Genomic DNA, 21,785 nt, shown 5'->3' on the forward strand with positions numbered 1-21,785 from the left:
CGAGGAAAATCCGACGCCCCGTCGGTCCTTCGATTCGAGGCGTCAAGCGTCCCACTCCGGTCGCTCATGCAGTTGCGGCGGCAGATAATCCTCCGCCCGTTCGCCCAGCCGAGCCATCAGCTGCAGGAAATCGCGCCGGGGAAGCCGAACATCGAGCCTGACCCGTCCCCCTTCCTCATAGTGCTCGCCGCGTACCGCCCCCAGTTCGTGCAGGCCCGCGCGCAGGCGCCCCTGATCCGGCGTCAACGCCATGGCGAAATCGATCACGTCATCGGCCAGGCATTCAGACAAGGCCTGCTCGAGCAGGTCGAGTCCACGCCCCTCCCGGGCCGACAACCAGACCGCCTGGGGACGACCGTGGCCATCGCGCTCGATGCGCGGCGCACTGTCGAATAGATCGATCTTGTTCATGACCTTGAGCATCGGCACGCCCAGCGCGCCGATTTCGTCGAGCACTTCCTCGACCTGGGCCACGTTGAGTTCGCGATCGGGATCGGCAGCATCGATCACATGGACCAGCAGCGACGCTTCGGCCGCTTCCTGCAGCGTGGCCTGGAAGGCCTCGACCAGCTTGTGCGGCAGATGGCGAATGAAGCCGACGGTATCGGCCAGCACCACCGGGCCGACGTCGCCGACCTCCAGTCGCCTCAAGGTGGGGTCGAGGGTAGCGAACAACTGATCGGCCGCATAGACCTTCGCTTCGGTCAAGGCATTGAACAGCGTTGACTTGCCGGCATTGGTATAGCCGACGAGCGAGACGCTGGGAATCTCCGCCCGAGCCCTCGCGCGACGGTTCTGGCTGCGCTGGCTGCGCACTTTGTCGAGCCGCTTGTGGATCGCCTTGATGCGCGCGCGCAGCAGGCGGCGATCGGTCTCGAGCTGGGTCTCGCCAGGACCGCGCAGGCCGATCCCCCCTTTCTGGCGCTCAAGGTGGGTCCAGCCCCGCACCAGGCGGGTCGACATGTACTCGAGCTGCGCCAGTTCGACCTGCAGCTTACCCTCGTGGGTGCGTGCACGCTGGGCGAAGATATCGAGGATCAGTCCGGTGCGGTCCAGGACGCGACACTTGAGCTCACGCTCCAGGTTGCGCTCCTGGGAAGGGCTCAAGCTGTGGTTGAAAATGGCCAGTTCAGCGCCGTGCACTTCCAGCGCCTCGCGTAGCTCCTCCACTTTGCCACTGCCGATGAAGGTGCGCGAATCGGGCCGATGCCGGCTGCCGCTGAGCAGCATGGCCGGCTCGGCGCCGGCGGAGCGGACCAGTTCCATAAACTCGCCCGGATCCTCGCGCTCTCGCTCGTCCTGAAAGTCGACATGAACCAGTACTGCCGTTTCGCCGGCATCGGGTCGTTCAAAAAACAATCAATGACCTCATGCGTTGGTGTCCGGCTGAGCCGCGGGATCCTGCGGCGGCAGACGCACGTTACGCGAAGGCACCACCGTGGAAATCGCGTGCTTGTAGACCATCTGGCTCACGGTGTTGCGCAACAGAATGACGAACTGATCGAACGACTCGATCTGACCCTGCAGCTTGATGCCGTTGACCAGGAAAATCGAAACCGGAATGCGCTCCTTGCGCAGAATGTTCAGGTACGGGTCTTGAAGGGACTGCCCTTTGGACATGTTACCTCTCCCTAAATCGTTCTCATGAGGGGTGGAAGTTGTGTTCTTGGGTTGTCTGCCATACGGCACGACACCATGCCGGTCCGGCCTGGTCACCCGGCCACTCGAAGCCATCATATTACGCTAAGAGCCCGTTTCACGCACGAATTTCAGGATATTCGACAGCGCGTCGGAAGCCTGACTATCGACCCAGTGCAACGCCGGCCAACGACGCAGCCAAGTCAACTGACGCTTGGCCAGTTGTCGGGTCGCCACGACAGTGCGATGACGCAGCCTTTCGATATCACCGTCGCCGTCGAGAAATTCCCATACCTGCCGATAGCCTACGCTCTTCATCGATGGCAGACCGGGATGCAGATCGCCGCGGGCTCTCAGCGCTGCGACCTCATCGATCAGACCGCTTTCCAGCATGATCTCGAAGCGCTTGGCGATCCGCGTATGCAGAACACCACGATCGACGGGGGCGAGTCCTATCGACAGCACTTTCCACGGGAAGTTTTCAGGATGTTGCCTACGCCACAGTTCGGTAAGCGTCTCGCCGCTGGCGCGATACACTTCGAGCGCACGCATCAACCGCTGCGGGTCGTTGGGATGGATCCGCTCGGCGGATGCGGGGTCGACCCTGGCCAGCTCGGCGTGCAGCGCCGCCAGGCCGCCCTGCTCGGCCTGCCGCGCCAATGCTTCACGGATCACCGGATCGGCGGCCGGCAGATTGGCCACGCCCTCGAGCAGGCGCTTGGCATACATCATGGTACCGCCCACCAGCAGTGGGATACGGCCCGCTGCGGTGATTTGCCGCATCTCGCGCCGAGCATCCTCGCGAAAGTCGGCTGCCGAATAAGGTTCGGCCGGGTCACGTATGTCGATCAGTCGATGAGGCGCACGGACCCGCTCCTCAGGTGACGGCTTGGCGCTACCGATATCCATCCCGCGGTAGACCATGGCCGAGTCCATGCTGATCAGATCACAATCGAGCCGCTCGTGCAGGGCGATGGCCAGGTCGGTCTTGCCGGCGGCGGTGGGCCCCATCAGCAGGATGGCGAGTGGGCGTTCGTCAGACATCGATGAAGGCGTTCCCTATTGTCCGCGCAGGAAGAGCCGGTCCAGCTCTCTGAGCGACATCTCGGCCCAGGTGGGGCGACCATGGTTGCACTGACCGCTGCGTTCGGTGCGCTCCATATCGCGCAGCAGGGCGTTCATCTCCGCCGTGGTCAGGCGTCGGTTGGCGCGCACGCTGCCATGACAGGCCATGGTCGCCAGCAGTTCGTTGACGTGCGCCTCCAGCCGATCCGAACGCCCATAGCGCTCGAGATCGGCGAGCATGTCGCGAATCAGCGGTTCAACGTCGGCGTCCACCAGCAGCGCCGGCACCTGGCGTACCAGCAACGTTTCGGGGCCCGCCACGTCGAGTTCGACGCCGAAGCGGGCGAAGGCCTCGCGCTCGGCTTCGGCGGTGGCCACTTCCGCCGCGCTGACCGCCAGCGACACCGGCACCAGCAGCGGCTGGGCCTCCAGCGCACCGCTGTGAACCTGAGCCTTCATTCGCTCATAGACAATTCGTTCGTGAGCGGCGTGCATGTCGACGATCACCATGCCGCGAGCCGTCTGCGAGAGAATATAGATTCCGTGCAACTGAGCGACGGCATAGCCCAGTGGCGGCACGCCGCTGGCATCCGCCTCTGACATGTCGGGTTTCTGTCGCGGCGCGACCGAAGCCTTCGTCTCAAGCGGTGCCAACGCGACATCGGCCTCCCCCGCTGCGGGGGGCGTACGGGGAGTCAGCAGACGCTCCTCGTGCTCGGGATGCAGCGCGCGATAGCCGGACATGAAGGCTCGCACGCGATCGGCCGTGATACGCTGCCCCTCCTCCTCGGCTTCATGCAATGCCATCGGTCGCTGCTGCCAGCGGCCGGCCGGCTCACGCACTTCCCCTTCGGGTTCGCCGGCCTCCTCGGTGGCTGGCGTCTCGCGCTCCCCCGGTCGCGCTTCGGCCAACGCCCGGTGCAGGCTGGAGAAAAGAAAGTCATGAACCATCCGCCCGTCGCGGAAGCGCACCTCATGCTTGGTGGGGTGAACGTTGACGTCCACCACCAGCGGGTCGACTTCCAGATAGAGGACGAAGACCGGATGGCGGCCATGGAAAAGCACATCTCGGTAGGCCTGACGGATGGCATGCGCCACCAACCGGTCACGCACCACCCGGCCATTGACGAAGAAATATTGCTGGTCGGCCTGGGCGCGCGAATGCGTGGGCAAGCCCACCCATCCCCATAAGCGCAGGCTGCCTACCTCGAGGTCGAGATGCAGCGCACTGTCGAGGAAACTACGGCCCAGCAGCGCGGCGATGCGGCGCTCGCGACGAGGGGCATCATTTCCCGCCGGAAGCTGGTGCACGGTTTTCTGGTTGTGACGCAGCACCCAGGCGATATCGAAGCGCGACAGGGCCAGGCGCCGGAAGGCCTCTTCCACATGGCCGTATTCGGTCTTCTCGGTACGCAGAAACTTGCGCCGGGCCGGGGTATTGAAAAACAGGTCGCGCACCGTCACGGAAGTCCCGCGCGGATGCGGCGCCGGCGTGACCCGCGGCTCCATCTGGCGTCCTTCGGCCACCACGCGCCAGCCATGACAAGGATCCTCATCGACGTTGGCGATCAGTTCGAGGCGCGAGACCGAGCTGATCGATGCCAGCGCCTCGCCGCGAAAACCGAGACTGGCCACGCCTTCGAGATCCTCGAGCGAAGCGATCTTGCTGGTGGCATGGCGCGACAGTGCCAGCGGCAGGTCGTCCTCGGCGATGCCGCTGCCATCGTCGCGCACACGGATCAGCCGCGCGCCGCCCGCCTCGAGTTCCACTTCGATACGGGTGCTGCCGGCGTCGATGGCGTTCTCGACCAGCTCCTTGACCACCGAGGCGGGACGCTCGACCACCTCGCCGGCGGCGATCTGGTTGGCAAGCCTGGGGTCCAGTACCTGAATGCGCTGCATCTCGCGAAGTTCCATCATGAGCGGGGAATCCGTAATACCTGACCGACACGGATCACGTCACCGTTAAGCTCATTGGCCTGCTTGAGCTGGCCCACCGGCACGCCGTGCCGCGCGGCGATCTGGGACAGCGTGTCGCCGGGCTGGATTCGGTACTCGTTACCCGAGGGCGAACGTTGGTTGTCGCGCTGCCAGGCGAGCAGGCTCGCCGGCGGGGGGTTGCTGCGAAAATGCGAACGCAGTCCGGCGAAGATGGATTCGGCCAACCGCTGCTGGTGGCCCGAGTCGCGCAGACGGCGTTCTTCGTCGGGATTGGAAATGAAGCCGGTCTCGATCAGCAACGAGGGAATATCGGGTGACTTCAACACCATGAAGCCGGCCTGCTCGACACGCGACTTGTGCAGGCGGTTGACGCGCCCCAACTGGTCGAGCACCTGGCCACCGATGGCCAGCGAGTCATTGAGTGTCGCCGTCATGGTCAAGTCGAGCAGCACGCCACGCAGCACCTCGTCCTTGTCATTGAGTGACAGATTGCCGTCCACCCCGCCGATCAGGTCGGCCTGGTTCTCGCTGGCAGCCAGCCACTGGGCGGTTTCGGAGGTGGCACCGCGCTGGGACAGCGCATAGACGGAACTGCCGTTGGGTCTGGGGCTGTTGAAGGCATCGGCGTGGATGGAGACGAAGAAGTCGGCCTTCTGCTCGCGGGCGATGCGGGTGCGCTGACGCAGCCCGACATAATAGTCACCATCGCGGATCATCACGGCGCGAAAACCTTCGGTATCGTCGACCAGTCGCTGCAGGCGCCGGGCGATCTCCATCACCACGTCCTTCTCACGGATGCCGCTGGGACCGATGGCACCCGGATCCTCGCCGCCGTGCCCGGCATCGATGGCGATGATGATGTCTCGTCGTGGATGGGGTGCTGCCGGCTGGCTCACCACCGCCGCATCGATATCCGCGCTCGGCGCTTCGTCCGCCTCGTTGCGGTGACGATTGGCGGCGATCTCCTGCTCACGGATCATGGCCTCGATGGGGTCGATGGGGTTCTGTACCGCACTCTCACCTGGGTATTCCATATCGACCACCAGGCGATGGCCGTACTGCTCGTTGGGCGGTAGCGTGAAGTGTCGCGGCTCCACTTCGCGCGAGAGTTCCAGCACCACTCGCAGGCCACCGCCGTCACGTACTCCGCTGCGCACCGCCGTGATGGCGCTACCCTCCAGGTCCAGGCTCGCCAAGTCGGTATCGAGCCCGCTCCGGTCGAGATCGATCACCAGCCGCCGCGGATTGTCGAGCGTGAAGATATTGGCCTCGGCATGGTCGGAGAGGTCGAATACCAGCCGCGCATGGTCCGGGGCCGCCCACAACCGGATATTGTCGACCTGAGCCGCCCGCGCCGATGCATCGGGCAACAAGGCCAGGCACAGTATCGCCAGCAGGCCGATGCCGGCCGCCCCCCGCCAATCGAAGAGGCGTGCGAACGAGGATCGAATATGGCTCACGGCGTTTCGCGTTCCCGGTCTATGATCATGTCGGCAAGGGCAGCCTCCTTTTCCAGAGCGGCCACGACGCCTCGGCCATGGTCCGAGAAGGCCTCGAGCGCGGCCAGACGCCCGCTCCCGTTCAGACGCAGGGTAACCACCAGGTCCGGAGACGGAAGCCAGCCGACACCGCGGCTTGGCCACTCGACGAGGCACAGGGCATCGTCGACGAACAGGTCGCGTCCCCCGATGAACTCCAGTTCCTCGGGGTCGCCCAGGCGATAAAGGTCGAAGTGATGGATACGCCTTCCTGCAAGCTCGTAGGGCTCGACCAAGGTATAAGTGGGGCTCTTTACCGCACCCTCGTGCCCGTAGGCGCGCAGGACGCCGCGGGCCAGCGTGGTCTTGCCCGCTCCCAACTCCCCTTCGAGATAGACACGACCCCGCCCTGCCAAGGCATCGCCGAGGCGCTGCCCGAAGACGACCTGGCGCTCTTCGTCATCGAGTCGCACGCGCATCGCTGCCCCCCTGAAGCGAGTAAAAGCCCGGACCGAGCCCGGGGTTGACGAGAACTCGCGCATAGGATGCCAGATCAGCGGCCAGCAAACCACGTTCGCCCCCGTCGCGCGCCGCCAGATCCCCAGCGAGAGCGTGCACCGTCACTCCCAGGCGTGCCGCTGTTTCCAAGGGCATCCCCTGCGCCAACAGCGCACCGAGAATGCCTGAGAGTACGTCACCCATGCCCCCGGAGGCCATGCCGGGGTTGCCGTAAGGGCAGGCGGCCATTCCCTCCGGCCCCGCGACTAGGCTGCCAGCTCCCTTCAGCACCACGACGCCACCGCGACGCTGCTGCAGTTCACGCGCGGCAGCCGGGCGGTCGGCCTCGATTTTCGCAACGCTGCACCCTAGCAGCCGCGCAGCCTCACCCGGATGCGGCGTGAGAATCCAGTCGTCCCGCCGCAGGCCGTCGAAGCGTGACGCCAGCAGGTTGAGGCCATCGGCATCGATCACCAGCGGCTTCGACTCGCCCAATGCCGCCTGCAGCATGCCCTGTCCCCAGGCGCCCTGACCGAGGCCCGGCCCGACCACCAGCACGTCGGCTCTGGCCGGCAACTCACCCAGCTCGGCAGCGCCACGCAGCCCATGCACCATCACCTCGGGGCGATAGGTCAGGCAGGCCGAGACATGCTCGGGGGCTGTGGCCAGGCTGATCCTGCCCGCCCCAAGCCGAGCGGCGGCCTCGCTGGCCAGCAGCGCCGCCCCACCGAATCCCGGCGCCCCGCCCAGGATCAGCGCATGGCCCATGCCCCCCTTGTGCGCGTCCCGCTCGCGGGGCGGTAGCCATGCCGCAATCAGCTCACGGTCGAGCAGGTAGGCGATCGGTATCAGATCGGCATGGGCCTGCGCCTCGACGCCAAGGGCACGAAAATGCACCTCCCCCGCCAACGCCGGGGCACGCCCGGTGTGCAGCCCGATCTTGTCACCGATGAAGGTTACCGTCCGGGTGGCGCGCACGGCCACGCCGAGTTCGGCTCCCGTATCCGCGGCCAGTCCCGAGGGGATGTCGATGGCAAGCACCGGCAGCCCGCAGGCATTGATCGCTTCGATCGCGTCGCGAAATTCGCCCGTCACCTCGCCAGTGATGCCCGTGCCGAGTAGCGCATCGACGACCACTTCGCCGGAAAAAGCCAGCCCCGGTCGCCACGGCTCGAGGCCGACGCCGGCCGCGCTGGCCATCTCGGCGGCGCGCGCAGCGTCCCCCTTCAGCGCCTCGGGGGGCTTGAGCGCGATACGCTGAACGTCGATCCCCGCGACCGCCGCAAGCGCCGCAAGCACGTGGCCGTCGCCACCGTTGTTGCCACCGCCACACAGCACGGACAGCCGCTTCACGCCTGGCCAGCGGGCCTTTAGGCTCTGCCACGCCGCCGTGGCTGCACGTTGCATCAAGGCGAACCCCTCGACGCCGCCGGCGATGGTGCGCCGATCCAGCTCGCGCACTTGTGCGGCCTGGTAGAGCGGGCGAAGCGCCACGTTCGCCGACGGATGGGAACGTTTGCTGGACATCCGGTGTCTCCCCTGCCTGCGTTGCTTTATCATGGGAGTGTAAGCGTCGTGACGCTGGCGCCAATCCCCCCGCTACGTATTTGCCCGGTTTTTTCTCGATCATGCCCTCATCCACGCCCCTGGACGACACTGCTCTGGCCGAGCTGGCCATGACCATCAAGACCTGGGGCCGCGAGCTGGGCTTCCAGCAGGTGGGCATCGCCGATGTCGACCTGGCCGAGGACGCGCTGCATCTGCAGCGCTGGCTCGATGCCGGCCGTCACGGCGAGATGGCCTTCATGGCCAAGCACGGTACCAAGCGCACTCGCCCGGAGGAGCTGGTACCCGGCACCCTGCGCGTGATCAGCGTGCGCCTGGACTACCTGCCTGCCGAAGTCGAGAGCGCCAAGGTACTTGGCCAGCCGCAGACGGCCTACGTCTCGCGCTACGCCGTGGGTCGCGACTACCACAAGCTGATGCGCAAGCGCCTGGCCACCCTGGCCAAGTGGATCGAGGAACGCATCGGCCCCTTCGGCTATCGCGCCTTCGTCGACTCGGCGCCGGTCATGGAACGGGCGCTGGCGCGCAAGGCCGGACTCGGCTGGGTGGGCAAGAATGCCATGCTGCTCAATCCGCGCGCCGGCTCACTGTTCTTCCTGGGCGAACTCTACGTCGACCTGCCGCTGCCCGTCGATCCGCCGTTCGACGCCGAGCACTGCGGCAGTTGCAGTGCCTGCCGCACCGCCTGCCCCACCGGCGCCATCGTCGAGGACAAGGTGGTCGACGCCCGCGCCTGCATCTCGTACCTGACCATCGAGCTGTTCGGCAGCATACCCGAGCGCTTTCGCGAGGCCATGGGCAACCGCGTGTTCGGCTGCGACGACTGCCAGCTGGTCTGCCCCTTCACCCGCTTCACCCGCACCACGACGGAGGACGACTTCGCCCCGCGCCACGACCTGGATCGGGCCAGCCTGGTGTCGCTGTTCGCCTGGGGCGAGGCGGAGTTTCTCGACAAGACCGCCGGCAGCCCGATCCGCCGCATCGGCTACGAGCGCTGGCTGCGCAACCTGGCGGTGGGGCTGGGCAACGCGCCCTGGAGCGAGAGCGTGGAGGCGGCCCTGCGCGCCCGCCTCGCCTACCCCTCCGACTTGGTGCGCGAGCACGTGCGCTGGGCGCTCGAGCGGCAGCGGGAAAAGCGCGGCAGTCTGATTGCCAGCCAAGCCTAGCGCCACACGAAAGGCTACCTTTGCTTAAGGCACCAACGCGAGCGGCGCTGGGGACAGGGCGAAACGGAGGCCTTTTGCCATGGATGGCAAAAGTAGCGCCCAGGGTTGGGTTCACAGCGCCTCCGCGAAGTCCTGGCGCCAGGATAGCCACGACACCGAGCTTCGAACCTCTCACTCCTCCTCGTCGCGCTCGCTGCCGGCCAGCCGCAAAAAGGTATTGCGGTAGTGCGCCAGCTCGGCCAGCGACTCGCGGATATCATCCAGCGCCTGGTGGGTATTGCGCTTGCTGAAGCCGGCCAGCGCGCCCGGATTCCAGCGCTTGGCCAGCTCCTTGACGGTGGAGACGTCCAGGTTGCGATAGTGGAAGAAAGCCAACAGCTCGCGCATCTCGCGTTCGAGGAAGCGCCGGTCCTGGTGCACGCTGTTGCCGCACATGGGCGAGGTGCCGGGCACCACGTATTGCTGCAGAAATTCGAGGGTTTGCCGCTCGGCCTCGGCGGTGTCGATACGACTCTGCTTGACTCGCTCGACCAGGCCCGATTCGCCGTGGGTCTTCTGGTTCCATTCATCCATGGCCGCGAGCAGGCTGTCGGGCTGGTGCACGGCGATCACCGGCCCTTCGGCGACGAGGTTGAGGTCATTGTCGGTGATCAGGGTGGCCACCTCGATGATACGCTCGCGCTCGGGCTCGAGTCCGGTCATCTCGAGGTCGATCCACACCAGCAGATCTTCGCGCGGCGCAGGAGTGTTGGGCATGGTCAGGCTCCAGGTTGAAGGGCGCGGCAGGACAGGCCGAGCCACGCTGGGTACAATGCCAGCATTGTAACGATCTTCGGGCGCCCATGAGCAAACGCAAGCTAAGTCGCCAGCAACGCTGGCGGGTCGAGAAGATACAGGCCGAGCGCGAGCGTCGTGCCGAACAGCGCGACGCCCAGGAATCGCAGAAGCTCGCCGCGGGCGAATACGGCCCCGAGCGGCCCGGTCGGGTCATCGCCCATTTCGGCCGTACCCTGGATGTCCAGGGCGAAGCTGGCGATACCGTGCGCTGCCACCTGCGCGCCAATCTCGAAGGCCTGGTGACCGGCGACCGGGTCGTGTGGCGTGCCGCCTTCGACGCCGAGGGCCGTGTCGTCGAAGGCGTCGTGGTGGCACGCCGTGAACGTCAGAACGTCCTTGAGCGGCCCGATGCACGGGGGCAACTCAAGCCGGTGGCGGCCAATATCGACCAGATCCTGGTCGTCTTCGCCGTGGAGCCGGCGCCTCATCCCAACCTGATCGACCGCTATCTGGTCGCTGCCGAAGCCACCGGTATCGCTCCGGCCCTGGTACTCAACAAGATCGATTTGCTGCCGGATAGCGGCGGTGAACTACGCGAGCTGCTGGCCCGTTACGAGGCGCTCGGCTATCCGGTGGTCGCCACGACGACGTCCGGCGAGACGGGGCTCGATGCGCTACTGGCACGCCTGGAAGGCCGTACATCGGTCTTCGTCGGCCAGAGCGGCGTGGGCAAGTCGTCGTTAATCGACCGACTGCTACCCGATGAGGCGCTACGTATTGGCGCACTGTCTAAGGATTCACGCAAGGGCACCCATACCACCACCACAGCTCGCCTCTATCGCTTGCCGGCAGCCGCCAACGCCGAGCTGATCGACTCCCCCGGCATTCGCGAGTTCGGCCTGATTCACCTGGACGAGCAGCAGGTGGCCGAGGGTTTCATCGAATTTCGCGACCTTCTCGGACATTGCCGTTTCCGCGATTGTCGCCATCGCCAGGAACCGGGTTGCGCCCTGCTGGAAGCCGTTGAGCAGGGCGATATTCATCCCGAGCGTTTTGCCAGCTACCGCCATATCGTCGATAGTCTCAACGAGACCCGATCCGGCCCGCCATAGCGACATTGAGCCTAGAGGAGGAGCGTCATGAGTTCCGAAGAGAATCTGCTACCGCTGATCGTCGAGCCCGAACAGCTCGCCGAGCACCTCGATGCACCGCAGTTGCTGATCGTCGATGTGCCGCTCAAGGCCGAAAGCTATCAGGATGGACACGTGCCAGGCGCGGTCTTTCTCGATTATTGTCGCCTGCTGCGAGGCGAGGGCGAGGTCCCCAACGAGGCACCGAGCCCCGAAGCGCTGTCACGGCTCTTTTCGTCGCTTGGCCTGACCCGCGACACCCACGTGGTGGCCTACGACGACGAGGGCGGCGGCTGGGCCGGTCGCCTGCTGTGGACCCTGGAGCTGATCGGTCACTCCCGCTACTCCTACCTCAACGGCGGCATCCACGCCTGGCGCCAGGCCGGTCAACCCCTTTCGCAGGAGCCGGTCGAGCCCAGGCCCAGCAACTACGAGGCCGAGATCCTCCATCCCGAGGTCGCCATCGATCGGGCCGAACTGCAGGAGCGCCTCGGCGAGAAGGGCTTCGCCATCTGGGACGCCCGCTCGCCGGGGGAGTACCGCGGCGAAAAGGGCGAGAACAAGCGGCTCGGCCATATTCCCGGCGCGGTGAACATGGAGTGGACCGACGCCATGGACAAGCAGCGCGCGCTGCGCATACGCGATTACGCCGAACTCATTACTGAACTCGAGGCGCTGGGTCTCACCCCCGATATGGAAGTGGTCACTCACTGCCAGAGCCACCATCGCAGCGGCTTTACCTGGCTGGTGGGCAAGGCACTGGGCTTCGAGAAGATCCGCGGCTATGCCGGCTCCTGGAAGGAATGGGGCAACCGCGACGATACGCCGATAGAGAAGTGAGTTATAAGCTGGGAGCTGGAACCAGCCCGTTACCATCCGCCACCGAGTCAGGGTTTCCTTCATGCTTCCGGCGGCGAAGCGGCGCTCTTCCAGCGTCAAGCTCGAGAACGTTTCGCTCCCCCCTACCACCATCACCCAAAGACCTTCTGAAGAGACTTCCCGTCCGTGCCGCTATCCAAGCTATTTTCTCTGCTCCAATACCCCATACCCCACCACTTGCTCTCAAGGCTGGTGGGCTTTTTCGCCGAATGCCGTGTCGCCTGGCTCAAGAATGCGCTGATCCGCGCCTTCATCAAGGCCTTCAAGGTCGACATGCGCGAGGCCGCCGAGCCCGACCCCACGGCCTACGCTACCTTCAATGACTTCTTCACCCGAGCACTGAAGCCCGATGCCCGCCCCCTCGGCGAGGGCCTGCTCTCCCCTGCCGACGGCAACCTTTCCCAGTTCGGCCCCATCGAGGCGGACCGTCTGCTGCAGGCCAAGGGACATCGCTTCTCGGTGGTCGACCTGCTGGGCGGCGATGTCGAGGCCGCACGGCGATACAGCGGCGGCAGCTACGCCAACGTCTATCTCTCGCCCAAGGATTACCATCGCGTGCACATGCCGCTGGCCGGCACCCTGACCGAGATGGTCTACGTGCCGGGGCGGCTGTTCTCGGTCAACTCGGCCACCACCGACCACGTGCCCAACCTGTTCGCTCGCAACGAGCGCCTGGTGTGCCACTTCGATACCGAATACGGTCCCATGGCGGTGGTGCTGGTCGGGGCGATGATCGTCGCCGCCATCGAGACGGTGTGGGCCGGACAGACCACACCGCTCTCCGGCCAGGTGCAGCGAGTCCGCTTCGACCAGCCGATTCGCCTGGAGCGCGGCGAGGAGATGGGCCGTTTCAAGCTTGGCTCCACGGTGGTGCTGGCCTTCGCCGGCAAGGTCGATTTCGATACCAGCCTGACGCCCAAGACCAAGGTCAGCATGGGCCAGTCGTTGGGTGGATTTCCCGATCCCGGCCCCGAGTTCGTCTAGGAGAAGTCCGTATTAGCAATTGGGCGTGGCGAAAGCCATCGTCTCCGCCACGCTCGCTCTCCCTAAAGCAAGCTGAAGCAGCCGGTCGATGCCCAGCGCCACCCCGCTGCCTGCCGGCATGCCGTGCTCCAGCGCGGCGAGCAGGCGCCGGTCGACCTCTACCTCGGGCAAGCCCAGTTGCCGCCGGGCGGCGTTGTCCTCGGCGAAGCGTGCACGCTGCTCGTCGGCATCGATGAGTTCGTCGTAGCCGTTGGCGAGTTCCAGCCCGGCGAGATAGACCTCGAAACGCGAAGCGACCCACTCGCCATCCTCCGGGTCGCGATGGCGCCGCGCCAGGGCCACCTGGCTCGCCGGGTAGTCCACCACCACATCCACTCCCTCATGCCCCAGCTCGGGCTCGATGACCAGGCTCATCAGCAGGTCGAGGCAGCCGTCGCGCCCGGCATCGCGCATATCGAGCCCGCCGCGCTCGCCGGCCAGTTGCCGTAATGCATCAAGTTCGATGCTGAAGGGGTCGAACCCCAGCCCCTCGCGGAACAGTTCGCGGTAGCGCCGGCGGCGCAGCGGGCCCGGATCGCGTCCCAGTACGGTTCGGATCAGCGCCACGGTCTCCTCGATCAGTTCGTCGAGGGAGAAGCCCGGGCGATACCACTCCAGCATGGTGAACTCGATGTTGTGGCGCCTGCCCACCTCGCCGTCGCGAAAGCTGCGGGCGAGCTGGAAGATCGGCCCGCTGCCGGCGGCCAGCAGGCGCTTCATGTGGAACTCGGGGGAGGTCTGCAGCCACAGCCGCTCGCGCCCCGCCGGCGTGGTCGCCTCCAGCGACAGCGAGGCCAGCTGCACGTCGGTGCTGCCACCATGACCCAGCACCGGCGTCTCCACCTCCAACACGCCGCGCGCGGCGAAGAACGCCCGCACCTCGTCCAGCAGCCGCGCCCGCTCGCGCAGCGTCTCGATACTCGCCGTGGGCCGCCAGTCAATTGCCATGACACAGTCTCCAGAACGATGAAGGCCACGCCGAATCAGCGTGGCCTACGTTGAACCGCGGCTTGCCGGCGACCGCTAACCGTACCGACCGTCCTAGCGCCCTCTCCGCGCGATACTCAGGGCTAGGCCCGTTCCCGACGGGCCCTTCGCACTTTCCACATCCTTGTGGGTCGCTAGGCGAATCCCGAGTAAGGCAGCGGAGTTTAGCAGCGCTAAATGAGCAAGCCGACTCGGGATTCAACGACGTATGAGCGAGCGCAGGAAGGGCCGCACCTCAAGCGCGGGAGACATATTCGCCGGAGCGCGTATCGACTTTCAGCACTTCCCCCTGGTTGATGAACAGCGGCACCCGCACCACGGCGCCGGAAGAGAGCGTGGCCGGCTTGGAACCGCCCTGGGCGGTGTCGCCCTTGAGGCCCGGGTCGGTCTCGACCACTTCCAGCTCGATGAAGTTGGGTGGCGTCACGCTGATGGCGTTGTCGTTCCACAGGGTCACGGTGTAGACCACCTGCTCCTTGAGCCACTTGATGGTATCGCCCAGCGCCTTCTTCTCCACCGCGTACTGCTCGAAGGAGCCGTCGGTCTTCATGAAGTGCCACATGTCGCCGTCGGTGTAGAGGTACTCCATCTCGAGGTCTACCACGTCGGCGCCCTCCAGGGATTCGCCCGACTTGAAGGTACGCTCCCACACGCGACCGGTGATCAGGTTGCGCAGCTTCACTCGGTTGAATGCCTGGCCCTTGCCCGGCTTGACGAATTCGTTCTCGACGATCGCGCAGGGATCACCGTCCAGCATCACCTTCAGACCGCCCTTGAATTCGTTGGTAGAATAACTAGCCATGTTGCCTCTCGAATGATCGGGCGCGCCGCAGCAGGCTCCGGCGCGCAAGAAACCGAATCGACGAGGAGTCGAGCCCTCGCCCCTTTGTGACTGGTGTGCCGCATGATAACCCGAAGCTCCGCCCTTTTGCAGAGACCGGAATCGCCAAGCGCTGACGTGACGCCTTTGTCGCTGCCGAGCGCCTGGCAGACCCAGCTGTCGCAGGCGATCCGCGACCCGCGTGAGCTGTGCCGACGCCTTGGCCTGGATGATTCGTGGCTGCCCGGCGCCGAGGCGGGTCATGCCCTGTTCGAGGTGCGGGTGCCCGAGGCCTTCCTGGCCCGCATGCACGACGGCGATCCGCATGATCCGCTGCTGCGCCAGGTGCTGCCGTTGTCGGCCGAGGGGGAGAGCGTCCCCGGGTACGTCACCGACCCCTTGGCCGAGGCCGAGCATACGCCGGGGCCGGGACTGATCCACAAGTACGCCGGCCGCGTGCTGTTGATTGCGAGCCCCGCCTGCGCAGTGAACTGCCGTTACTGCTTCCGTCGCCACTTCCCCTATGGTGACAACAGCCCCTCGCGGGCCCAGTGGGAGCGCTCCCTCGACACGCTGAGGCAGGACACCTCGATCCACGAGGCGATCCTCTCCGGTGGCGACCCGCTGGCCGCCAGCGACCGCCAGCTCGCCTGGCTCGTCGAGCGCCTCGAGGCGATACCCCATCTCAAGCGCCTGCGCCTGCATACCCGTTTGCCGGTGGTGATCCCCGACCGGGTCGACGACGCCCTGCTCGGCTGGCTTGGTGCCACGCGGTTGCAGAAGGTGATGGTATTGCACATCAACCACACTCAGGAGATCGACCAAGCGGTGGTCAAGGCCTGTGAACGGCTAAAGGGTGCAGGGGTGACGCTGCTCAACCAAAGCGTGCTGCTGCGCGGCATCAACGATTCGGTGGAGGCGTTGGCTCAACTCTCCGAGCGGCTGTTCGAGTCCGGCGTGCTGCCCTACTACCTGCATGTGCTCGACCCGGTGGCGGGCGCGGCTCACTACGACGTACCCGACGAAGAGGCCCGCGAACTGGTCGCGGGTCTCAGAGAGGTGCTGCCGGGCTTCTTGCTGCCGCGCCTGGTGCGGGAGATCCCGGGCGAAGCGAGCAAGACGCCGCTATAGCCATATGTCGCGCTCGCTCCATGTGGCCGCTCGTTTCAAGCGTACGTCAGCGCGCCACCGCCGTGTCATGCGCGCGCCTGGCCAGCCGACGGCCGGCCAAGCCGAGGCACGCCCGCACCAGCGGCATCAGCAGCCACAGCAGCGGGGCGAGCAACCAGCGATGGACAAGACGGACGAAGACAAGCACCGGCAACAACACGATCAGCCATAGAAGGAACTGGCCCAACCAGGTAGGCCAGCCGAGCCACTCCGCGAGCGTGGCACCGAGCGCACTGATCAAGCTAGGGTGGCGAACCAGCACATAAGCAGTGCCAGCCACCGCAGCCACCTTGGCCATGCGCGGCAGCGCGGCGAAGCCTCCGCCGCCGGCGACCACGCCCTGCCGCATTCCTGACCGAGCACCTTGAGCCTCGAGACTGCCCACTCGCGCACCACGCGTCGCCCGCCCGGCCTTAAGCACTTTGACGGTACTGGCCATCACCAGCAGATCGAGACCCGCCCAGCCCAGGTCGCTTGCGTCAATTGTTTCACCGCGGCGCCACTGGCCCTCGAGGTCGCGTAGACCCCGAGTGAAGAAATCCCCCACTCCCGCCACCAGGCGCTCGCCCTGCAGCCACTCCACGCGCCCCTCGTTACTGACCACGAACTGGTTGAGCAGCCCGTACCCATGCGTCTCCAGCAGCGCAATGCCCATCTGGCCGCGTCGATAAGGCGTCAATTCCACTATTTCAGGTTCTGCGTCCGCCTCATCGTCCCACCAACCACTGGCTTGCCGGTAACGTTCGCCAAGCCAGTGCCGTGCTCGCAGAGTGGCAACATCATGATCGCGGAAGTAGCTCACTGGCAGTACCGCATCCGCCCCGTAGCGCACCAGTACCTTCTGGAACGCCGGAGACAAGCCATAATCGAGCAACGTGCTCCGCGCGATGTCGCCGTGGCGTATCATCGACAGGGAAGCGCTCATCCACAGCGCCTGATCCGAGGCGAAGCCGAGAAACAGCGCACTGATCTCTGGCGGCTCCTCGCGCAGCATCGGTGCCAGCTCGGGCAGCGTGCGTTGTGCCTCCAAGCGCACTAGCCTGGCCTCGTATGGCTCGTGAGACGCCGCTGCGGATACGACGCCGGCAACCAGCACGGCGACCAGCACCATTGCCCTCCAAGGCCGCATCATCGCCCCTCCTCCCCACCACCAGCGTGCTTATCCCAAACTTTCGGCAGTTACATTGGCCGCCACCGGCTGGGTGGAGACGTGGCGGTTGATGGCGCTCATCACCGCCTTCATCGAGGCGCTGGTAATGCTCTCGTCGGTACCCACGCCGAATACCGCCTTGCCATCGATACGTACCTCCACGTAGGCGATCGCCTCGGCATCGGCGCCCTGGCCGCGGGAGTGCTCGTGATAATCGATGATTTCCACGTCGTGGCCGGCCGATGCCAGGGCCTTGATGAAGGCCGCCAGAGGTCCGTTGCCTTCACCGTGTATCGTGCGTCGTTCGCCACGCTCCTCGATCGCGGCCTCCAGGCTCACCTTGGGGCTGTCGGGGTCGGAGGAGAGACGATGATTGATCATGGCATAGGGTGAGGTGCGCGTCAGGTACTCGTCGGCGAAGGCCTGGTAAATCATTTGCGAGGTGATCTCCTTGCCGGTACGGTCGGCCACCTCCTGCACCACCTGGCTGAACTCGATCGAGAGCCGGCGCGGCAGCTCGATGCCGTGCTCCTGTTCGAGCAGATAGGAGACCCCGCCCTTGCCCGACTGGCTGTTGACACGAATCACCGCCTCGTAGCTACGCCCCACGTCCAGCGGATCGATGGGCAGGTAAGGAACTTCCCACATGGCGTCCGGATGGGCGCGACGCTCGGCCATGCCCTTCTTGATCGCATCCTGGTGGGAGCCGGAAAAGGCGGTGAAGACCAGATCGCCGACGTAGGGATGACGCGGGTGTACCGGCAGCTGGTTACAGTACTCCACCTCACGCATGATCGGCGTGATGTTGGAGAAGTCGAGCCCCGGATGCACGCCCTGGGTGTAGAGATTCATGGCGAGGGTGACGATGTCGACGTTGCCGGTACGCTCGCCGTTACCGAACAGAGTGCCCTCGACACGGTCGGCGCCGGCCATCACGGTGAGCTCGGCTGCCGCCACGCCAGTGCCGCGGTCGTTGTGGGGATGCACGCTGACGATCAGACGATCGCGATGCTTCACGTTGCGACAGAACCACTCGACCTGGTCGGCGTAGTTGTTGGGCGTGGCCGCCTCCACCGTAGCCGGCAGGTTGACGATCATCGGTTTCTCGGTCGTGGCGCCGTAGGCTTCCATCACCGCCTCGACCACCTCCTTGGCGAAGTCCATCTCGGTGGTGGTGAAGAGTTCCGGCGAGTACTGGAAGGTCCAGTGGGTTTCCGGCGCCGCCTCCATCAGCTCGCGAATCTGGGCAGTGGCGTCCACGGCGATGCCGATGCACTCCTCCTTGCTGACATTGAACACCACGCGGCGAAACACCGGATCAGTGGCGTTGTAGACGTGAACGATGGCGTTCTTCACGCCTTTCAGCGCTTCGAAGGTGCGCTCGATCAGGTGCGGTCGCGCCTGGGTCAGCACCTGGATGGTAACGTCGTCCGGCACCTTGTTCTGCTCGATCAGCGCGCGCACGAAGTCGAAGTCGGTCTGCGACGCCGAGGGAAAGCCGACCTCGATCTCCTTGAAACCGATCTTCACCAGCAGATCGAAGAAGCGCTGCTTGCGCTCCTGGTCCATGGGGTCGATCAGCGCCTGGTTGCCGTCGCGCAGGTCGACACTGCACCACTGCGGCGGCGACTCGATGCGGCGATTCGGCCACTGGCGGTCGGGCAGATCGACGGCAACGAAGGGGCGGTACTTGGCGGCGGGGTTGTCGAGCATCATGGGGGCGGTCTCCCTGGTCTGGTGGCTCTGGTTCGGACAGGTGGCGTTCAGAAACGACGACGCCCCGGCTGCATGAAGCATACCGGGGCGTTCTGGTACATCGTGAGATGAACCACTCGATCGGCTATGGTCGGGCAGGCACGGCAATCACGATGGGCGGTAATAGGGAAGGAAGACATTTCGGCACCTCAACAACTGACCTGGACGAAAAACGCGACACACGAAGGTATCGACCGGCACGCTCAAAGGCCGGCTAGTAGTCGTAGGTCTAGGTCGAAGTGACGAAACGATGTCTTCATGGTCACAAGAAAATCAGCTTGGGGCGTCCCTGTCAAGCAAACGACCGCACGCTACTCCGACTCGGCGCGACGCCACCACTCCAGCAGAGCCATGGGAACCGCCTCCTCGATCGCGCGTAGCTGCCATATTTCGCGACCGCTGTCATCCTCTACGCTCAGTTGCAACCGCCGCCAGTCGGCCCCCTCAGGCTCCGCGTCGCCGCGGCAGCTCTCGACGGTAAGCTCCAGCAACCGCTGCAGCTCGGCGCGCTGCGCTTCGCTGAAACGGGAGCAGTCGAGACGACGCGGACGCGCCAATCCCGGAAAATGCGCCAGACCGCCTTCACGCTTGAGCCGCAGCACGCTGGCCGAGGTCAGCCTGGGAGGATGCGACACGCCGCTCATGGAAGAACCCCTACCCCTCGCCACGCCTCGCGTACCGCCTCGGCCTGCCGGCTCGACGATCCGAAGCGCCGCACGGCGTTATCAAGGGTCAGCTCGGCGAAAGGAACGAATTCACAATCACTGGCCAGTCGAGAGTCGATCAGGGTGTCGTACCAGATCGGCCCTACGCTCTCCCAGGCATACCCGCCCAGCGCCACGGCGGCAAGCTGATAGGCGCGGTTGGGAATCCCCGAATTGATATGGACACCGCCATGGTCGTCCTGCGTCTCGACGAAATCGTCCATATGACCCGGCTGCGGATCACGACCAAGCAGTGGATCGTCGTAAGCATTGCCAGGCTCTGCCATGGAGCGCAGCGCACGTCCTTTGACGCGATCGGTAAAAAGTCCTGCACCGATCAACCAGTCGGCCTCCGCCGCGCGTTGACGGTCGCGGTACTGCTTGGCCAGGCTGCCGAACACATCCGCCAGCGACTCGTTCAACGCACCGGACTGGTGGGAGTAGACAAGCGCTCCTTCGTACGCGATCACCCCATGGGAGAGCTCATGGGCAATGACGTCCACGGCGATGGTGAAGCGGTTGAACAGCTCGCCGTCGCCGTCGCCGAAGACCATCTGTCGACCGTCCCAGAAAGCGTTCTCATAGTTCTCGCCATAATGCACCGTGGCCACTAGCGCCATGCCACGATCATCGAGAGAGTGGCGTTGGAACACTTCCCAGAAGAGGCGATAGGTATCGCCCAGTCCATGGTAAGCCTCGTCGACAGCCGGATCGCCGCTATCCGCACTGCCCTCGGCCCGAACCAGTTCGCCCGGCAAGGTGCGCAACTGCTGCGCATCGTGCACGTAGCGAGCCGGCCGGCCGCGCACGGTACTGCCCGGCGGTAGCGTCGACACTGCGGCACGTGCCCGAAAGTGGGTGTCTTCATACAGCGTCCGACGCGCGCTTTCGCGCAGCCGAGGCGAGGCGGAGCCGGCGATGCGTTCGAGCAGGTAGGGGGGCAGAAAAGTCTGGGGGCCGGCAACGCAGGTCATCTTCGTCTCCCTTCGATTCAACGGACCCGCCCGTCGAGTCCGGCTGTTATTCCGTCAGGCTCGTCTCGCAGCGGAAGGTTCCCTCAATCGCCCCGTCTCTCCAGCAGCGCCTCCATGCGGGTCAACTGGTCGCGCAGCTGGCGCACGTCCTGACGCAGGCCATGCAATTCGGCGGCCTCTCCCTCCCCGCTATCCAGCTGCGCCTGGATGCTCTCCTTCTGCATCACGTCGAGTACGATGCCGATCATCATATTGAGAAAGATAAACGCATTGAGAAAGATGAAAGTGAGGAAGTAGATCCAGGCGTAGGGGTAGTGTTCCATGGTCGGATAGAGCACGGCGGTGGCCCAGCTCTCGAAGGTGGCGACCTGAAACAGCGTCAACATGGCCAGCGAGATGTTGCCCCACAGCTTCTCGTCGACGTTAGCGAACAGGAAACTGCCGATGGCGCCGTAGATATAGAAGATGATGAACATCAGCAGTGCCACGTAGCCCATCCGAGGGATCGACTTGAATAACGCCGCGATCAGCATGCGCAGCTCGGGAATCATCGATACCAGGCGCAGCACGCGGAAGATGCGCAGCAGCCGTGCCAGCAGCACCATCTCCGAGTCGTCCAGGGGAATCAGGCTGGCGGTGACGATGAGAAAGTCGAAGACGTTCCAGCCGCGCTTGAAGAAATCGCGCAGGCGTTGCTCCGCCGCCATCCGGATCAGTATCTCTATCAGAAAGAAGATAGTCACCGCCGTGTCGAGCAGTAACAGCCACTCCTGGAAAGGGCTGATCTCCTCCTCGTAGGTCTTGGCGCCGATCAGCAGGGCCGAGACGATGATGATAGCAATCACCGTCAGCTCGAAGCCCTTGTGTGCACGCAGCCGCTCAAAGCGGTCGCGCCAAGTCTCAAAAGTCGCACTCATGGGTACTCTCGAAAGCACTCTATACAATAAGACGAACCCGCCGGGGTCCTGAGCCTCATAGACGCCTGGGCGGCGTGATAGTAGCACGCGTGCGAAACGAGGGGGCATACCCAGTGAGGACAGACGCCTCACCTGACGTTACGGCAG

At 65.0% G+C, this 21,785-nt stretch carries 20 protein-coding genes; 5 read left to right on the forward strand and 15 right to left on the reverse strand.

The features are described 5' to 3' along the window. Nucleotides 1–42 precede the first annotated feature (42 nt). The 7 genes from hflX to F0A17_RS06365 all read right to left on the reverse strand — a co-directional run bounded on the left by hflX (nt 43) and on the right by F0A17_RS06365 (nt 8,147). A complete protein-coding gene (gene hflX, locus F0A17_RS06335) occupies nt 43–1,359 on the reverse strand; it encodes a ribosome rescue GTPase HflX (protein ID WP_149327520.1) in 1,317 nt (438 codons plus the stop codon). 9 nt (nt 1,360–1,368) lie between these two features. Further along, nucleotides 1,369–1,620, reverse strand: a complete 252-nt coding sequence (hfq, locus tag F0A17_RS06340; protein WP_104202110.1) for an RNA chaperone Hfq — start codon at nt 1,618–1,620, stop codon at nt 1,369–1,371. Between the two features lie 123 nt (nt 1,621–1,743). Next, nucleotides 1,744–2,682, reverse strand: a complete 939-nt coding sequence (miaA, locus tag F0A17_RS06345) for a tRNA (adenosine(37)-N6)-dimethylallyltransferase MiaA (protein ID WP_149327521.1) — start codon at nt 2,680–2,682, stop codon at nt 1,744–1,746. A 15-nt stretch (nt 2,683–2,697) separates the two neighbouring features. Then, nucleotides 2,698–4,623, reverse strand: coding sequence for a DNA mismatch repair endonuclease MutL (gene mutL, locus F0A17_RS06350; RefSeq protein WP_228716825.1), 1,926 nt, complete (start codon nt 4,621–4,623; stop codon nt 2,698–2,700). Continuing rightward, entirely contained in the window at nt 4,620–6,038 is a 1,419-nt protein-coding gene (locus F0A17_RS06355) for an N-acetylmuramoyl-L-alanine amidase (RefSeq protein WP_422670688.1), read from the reverse strand. The genes mutL and F0A17_RS06355 overlap by 4 nt, the downstream gene beginning before the upstream one ends. Before the next feature lie 62 nt (nt 6,039–6,100). Beyond that, on the reverse strand, nt 6,101–6,601 hold the full coding sequence (tsaE, locus tag F0A17_RS06360) for a tRNA (adenosine(37)-N6)-threonylcarbamoyltransferase complex ATPase subunit type 1 TsaE (protein WP_149327522.1): 501 nt from the start codon (nt 6,599–6,601) through the stop codon (nt 6,101–6,103). Continuing rightward, entirely contained in the window at nt 6,582–8,147 is a 1,566-nt protein-coding gene (locus tag F0A17_RS06365) for an NAD(P)H-hydrate dehydratase (RefSeq protein ID WP_149327523.1), read from the reverse strand. The genes tsaE and F0A17_RS06365 overlap by 20 nt, the downstream gene beginning before the upstream one ends. A 101-nt stretch (nt 8,148–8,248) precedes the next feature. Between F0A17_RS06365 and queG the strand changes: the two genes are divergently transcribed. Next, nucleotides 8,249–9,352: a tRNA epoxyqueuosine(34) reductase QueG gene (gene queG, locus F0A17_RS06370; RefSeq protein ID WP_149327524.1), complete on the forward strand. Its 1,104-nt coding sequence runs from the start codon at nt 8,249–8,251 to the stop codon at nt 9,350–9,352. 171 nt (nt 9,353–9,523) lie between these two features. Here the strand turns inward: queG and orn are convergent, their stop codons facing one another. Further along, the gene (gene orn, locus F0A17_RS06375; RefSeq protein WP_149327525.1) at nt 9,524–10,108 is read right to left on the reverse strand and encodes an oligoribonuclease; all 585 of its coding nucleotides are present in this window, start codon (nt 10,106–10,108) and stop codon (nt 9,524–9,526) included. 86 nt (nt 10,109–10,194) lie between these two features. On the opposite strand from orn, the gene rsgA reads away from it, so the two are divergent. From rsgA to asd, 3 genes are all read left to right on the forward strand, one after another. Next, nucleotides 10,195–11,241: a small ribosomal subunit biogenesis GTPase RsgA gene (gene rsgA, locus F0A17_RS06380; protein ID WP_149327526.1), complete on the forward strand. Its 1,047-nt coding sequence runs from the start codon at nt 10,195–10,197 to the stop codon at nt 11,239–11,241. A gap of 27 nt (nt 11,242–11,268) precedes the next feature. Further along, nucleotides 11,269–12,099, forward strand: a complete 831-nt coding sequence (locus F0A17_RS06385; RefSeq protein WP_149327527.1) for a sulfurtransferase — start codon at nt 11,269–11,271, stop codon at nt 12,097–12,099. Between the two features lie 165 nt (nt 12,100–12,264). Next, nucleotides 12,265–13,122 (forward strand): archaetidylserine decarboxylase, encoded by an 858-nt coding sequence (gene asd / locus F0A17_RS06390; RefSeq protein WP_149327528.1) that lies wholly within the window; start codon nt 12,265–12,267, stop codon nt 13,120–13,122. 12 nt (nt 13,123–13,134) lie between these two features. Here asd and epmA read toward each other — a convergent pair whose 3' ends face one another. Continuing rightward, nucleotides 13,135–14,109 carry an EF-P lysine aminoacylase EpmA gene (gene epmA, locus F0A17_RS06395; RefSeq protein WP_149327529.1) on the reverse strand — a complete coding sequence of 325 codons (975 nt, stop codon included), beginning with the start codon at nt 14,107–14,109 and terminating at the stop codon, nt 13,135–13,137. 274 nt (nt 14,110–14,383) lie between these two features. Next, a complete protein-coding gene (efp, locus tag F0A17_RS06400; RefSeq protein ID WP_149327530.1) occupies nt 14,384–14,950 on the reverse strand; it encodes an elongation factor P in 567 nt (188 codons plus the stop codon). A gap of 102 nt (nt 14,951–15,052) precedes the next feature. Here efp and epmB point away from each other — a divergent pair, with 102 nt between their 5' ends. Then, nucleotides 15,053–16,099 carry an EF-P beta-lysylation protein EpmB gene (gene epmB / locus F0A17_RS06405; RefSeq protein WP_149327531.1) on the forward strand — a complete coding sequence of 349 codons (1,047 nt, stop codon included), beginning with the start codon at nt 15,053–15,055 and terminating at the stop codon, nt 16,097–16,099. 46 nt (nt 16,100–16,145) lie between these two features. On the opposite strand, the gene F0A17_RS06410 is transcribed toward epmB, so the two are convergent. From F0A17_RS06410 to F0A17_RS06430, 5 genes are all read right to left on the reverse strand, one after another. Further along, nucleotides 16,146–17,270 (reverse strand): hypothetical protein, encoded by a 1,125-nt coding sequence (locus F0A17_RS06410; RefSeq protein ID WP_323849406.1) that lies wholly within the window; start codon nt 17,268–17,270, stop codon nt 16,146–16,148. A 27-nt stretch (nt 17,271–17,297) separates the two neighbouring features. Further along, nucleotides 17,298–19,004: a 2-isopropylmalate synthase gene (gene leuA, locus F0A17_RS06415; protein ID WP_149327532.1), complete on the reverse strand. Its 1,707-nt coding sequence runs from the start codon at nt 19,002–19,004 to the stop codon at nt 17,298–17,300. A gap of 350 nt (nt 19,005–19,354) precedes the next feature. Beyond that, nucleotides 19,355–19,687, reverse strand: coding sequence for a protealysin inhibitor emfourin (locus F0A17_RS06420; protein ID WP_149327533.1), 333 nt, complete (start codon nt 19,685–19,687; stop codon nt 19,355–19,357). Continuing rightward, entirely contained in the window at nt 19,684–20,721 is a 1,038-nt protein-coding gene (locus F0A17_RS06425; RefSeq protein WP_149327534.1) for a M4 family metallopeptidase, read from the reverse strand. The genes F0A17_RS06420 and F0A17_RS06425 overlap by 4 nt, the downstream gene beginning before the upstream one ends. 83 nt (nt 20,722–20,804) lie before the next feature. Then, on the reverse strand, nt 20,805–21,638 hold the full coding sequence (locus tag F0A17_RS06430) for an ion transporter (RefSeq protein WP_149327535.1): 834 nt from the start codon (nt 21,636–21,638) through the stop codon (nt 20,805–20,807). Nucleotides 21,639–21,785: the final 147 nt, after the last annotated feature.

The organism is Billgrantia pellis, from assembly GCF_008297955.1.
Classification (GTDB): domain Bacteria; phylum Pseudomonadota; class Gammaproteobacteria; order Pseudomonadales; family Halomonadaceae; genus Halomonas; species Halomonas pellis.

Coding starts and splice junctions, on each gene's coding strand:
- hfq (WP_104202110.1), bottom strand. CDS start 1,620: ATGTCCAAAGGGCAGTCCCTTCAAGACCCGTACCTGAACATTCTGCGC.
- miaA (WP_149327521.1), bottom strand. CDS start 2,682: ATGTCTGACGAACGCCCACTCGCCATCCTGCTGATGGGGCCCACCGCC.
- mutL (WP_228716825.1), bottom strand. CDS start 4,623: ATGATGGAACTTCGCGAGATGCAGCGCATTCAGGTACTGGACCCCAGG.
- tsaE (WP_149327522.1), bottom strand. CDS start 6,601: ATGCGCGTGCGACTCGATGACGAAGAGCGCCAGGTCGTCTTCGGGCAG.
- F0A17_RS06365 (WP_149327523.1), bottom strand. CDS start 8,147: ATGTCCAGCAAACGTTCCCATCCGTCGGCGAACGTGGCGCTTCGCCCG.
- queG (WP_149327524.1), top strand. CDS start 8,249: ATGCCCTCATCCACGCCCCTGGACGACACTGCTCTGGCCGAGCTGGCC.
- orn (WP_149327525.1), bottom strand. CDS start 10,108: ATGCCCAACACTCCTGCGCCGCGCGAAGATCTGCTGGTGTGGATCGAC.
- rsgA (WP_149327526.1), top strand. CDS start 10,195: ATGAGCAAACGCAAGCTAAGTCGCCAGCAACGCTGGCGGGTCGAGAAG.
- F0A17_RS06385 (WP_149327527.1), top strand. CDS start 11,269: ATGAGTTCCGAAGAGAATCTGCTACCGCTGATCGTCGAGCCCGAACAG.
- epmA (WP_149327529.1), bottom strand. CDS start 14,109: ATGGCAATTGACTGGCGGCCCACGGCGAGTATCGAGACGCTGCGCGAG.
- efp (WP_149327530.1), bottom strand. CDS start 14,950: ATGGCTAGTTATTCTACCAACGAATTCAAGGGCGGTCTGAAGGTGATG.
- epmB (WP_149327531.1), top strand. CDS start 15,053: ATGATAACCCGAAGCTCCGCCCTTTTGCAGAGACCGGAATCGCCAAGC.
- F0A17_RS06410 (WP_323849406.1), bottom strand. CDS start 17,270: ATGATGCGGCCTTGGAGGGCAATGGTGCTGGTCGCCGTGCTGGTTGCC.
- leuA (WP_149327532.1), bottom strand. CDS start 19,004: ATGATGCTCGACAACCCCGCCGCCAAGTACCGCCCCTTCGTTGCCGTC.
- F0A17_RS06420 (WP_149327533.1), bottom strand. CDS start 19,687: ATGAGCGGCGTGTCGCATCCTCCCAGGCTGACCTCGGCCAGCGTGCTG.
- F0A17_RS06425 (WP_149327534.1), bottom strand. CDS start 20,721: ATGACCTGCGTTGCCGGCCCCCAGACTTTTCTGCCCCCCTACCTGCTC.
- F0A17_RS06430 (WP_149327535.1), bottom strand. CDS start 21,638: ATGAGTGCGACTTTTGAGACTTGGCGCGACCGCTTTGAGCGGCTGCGT.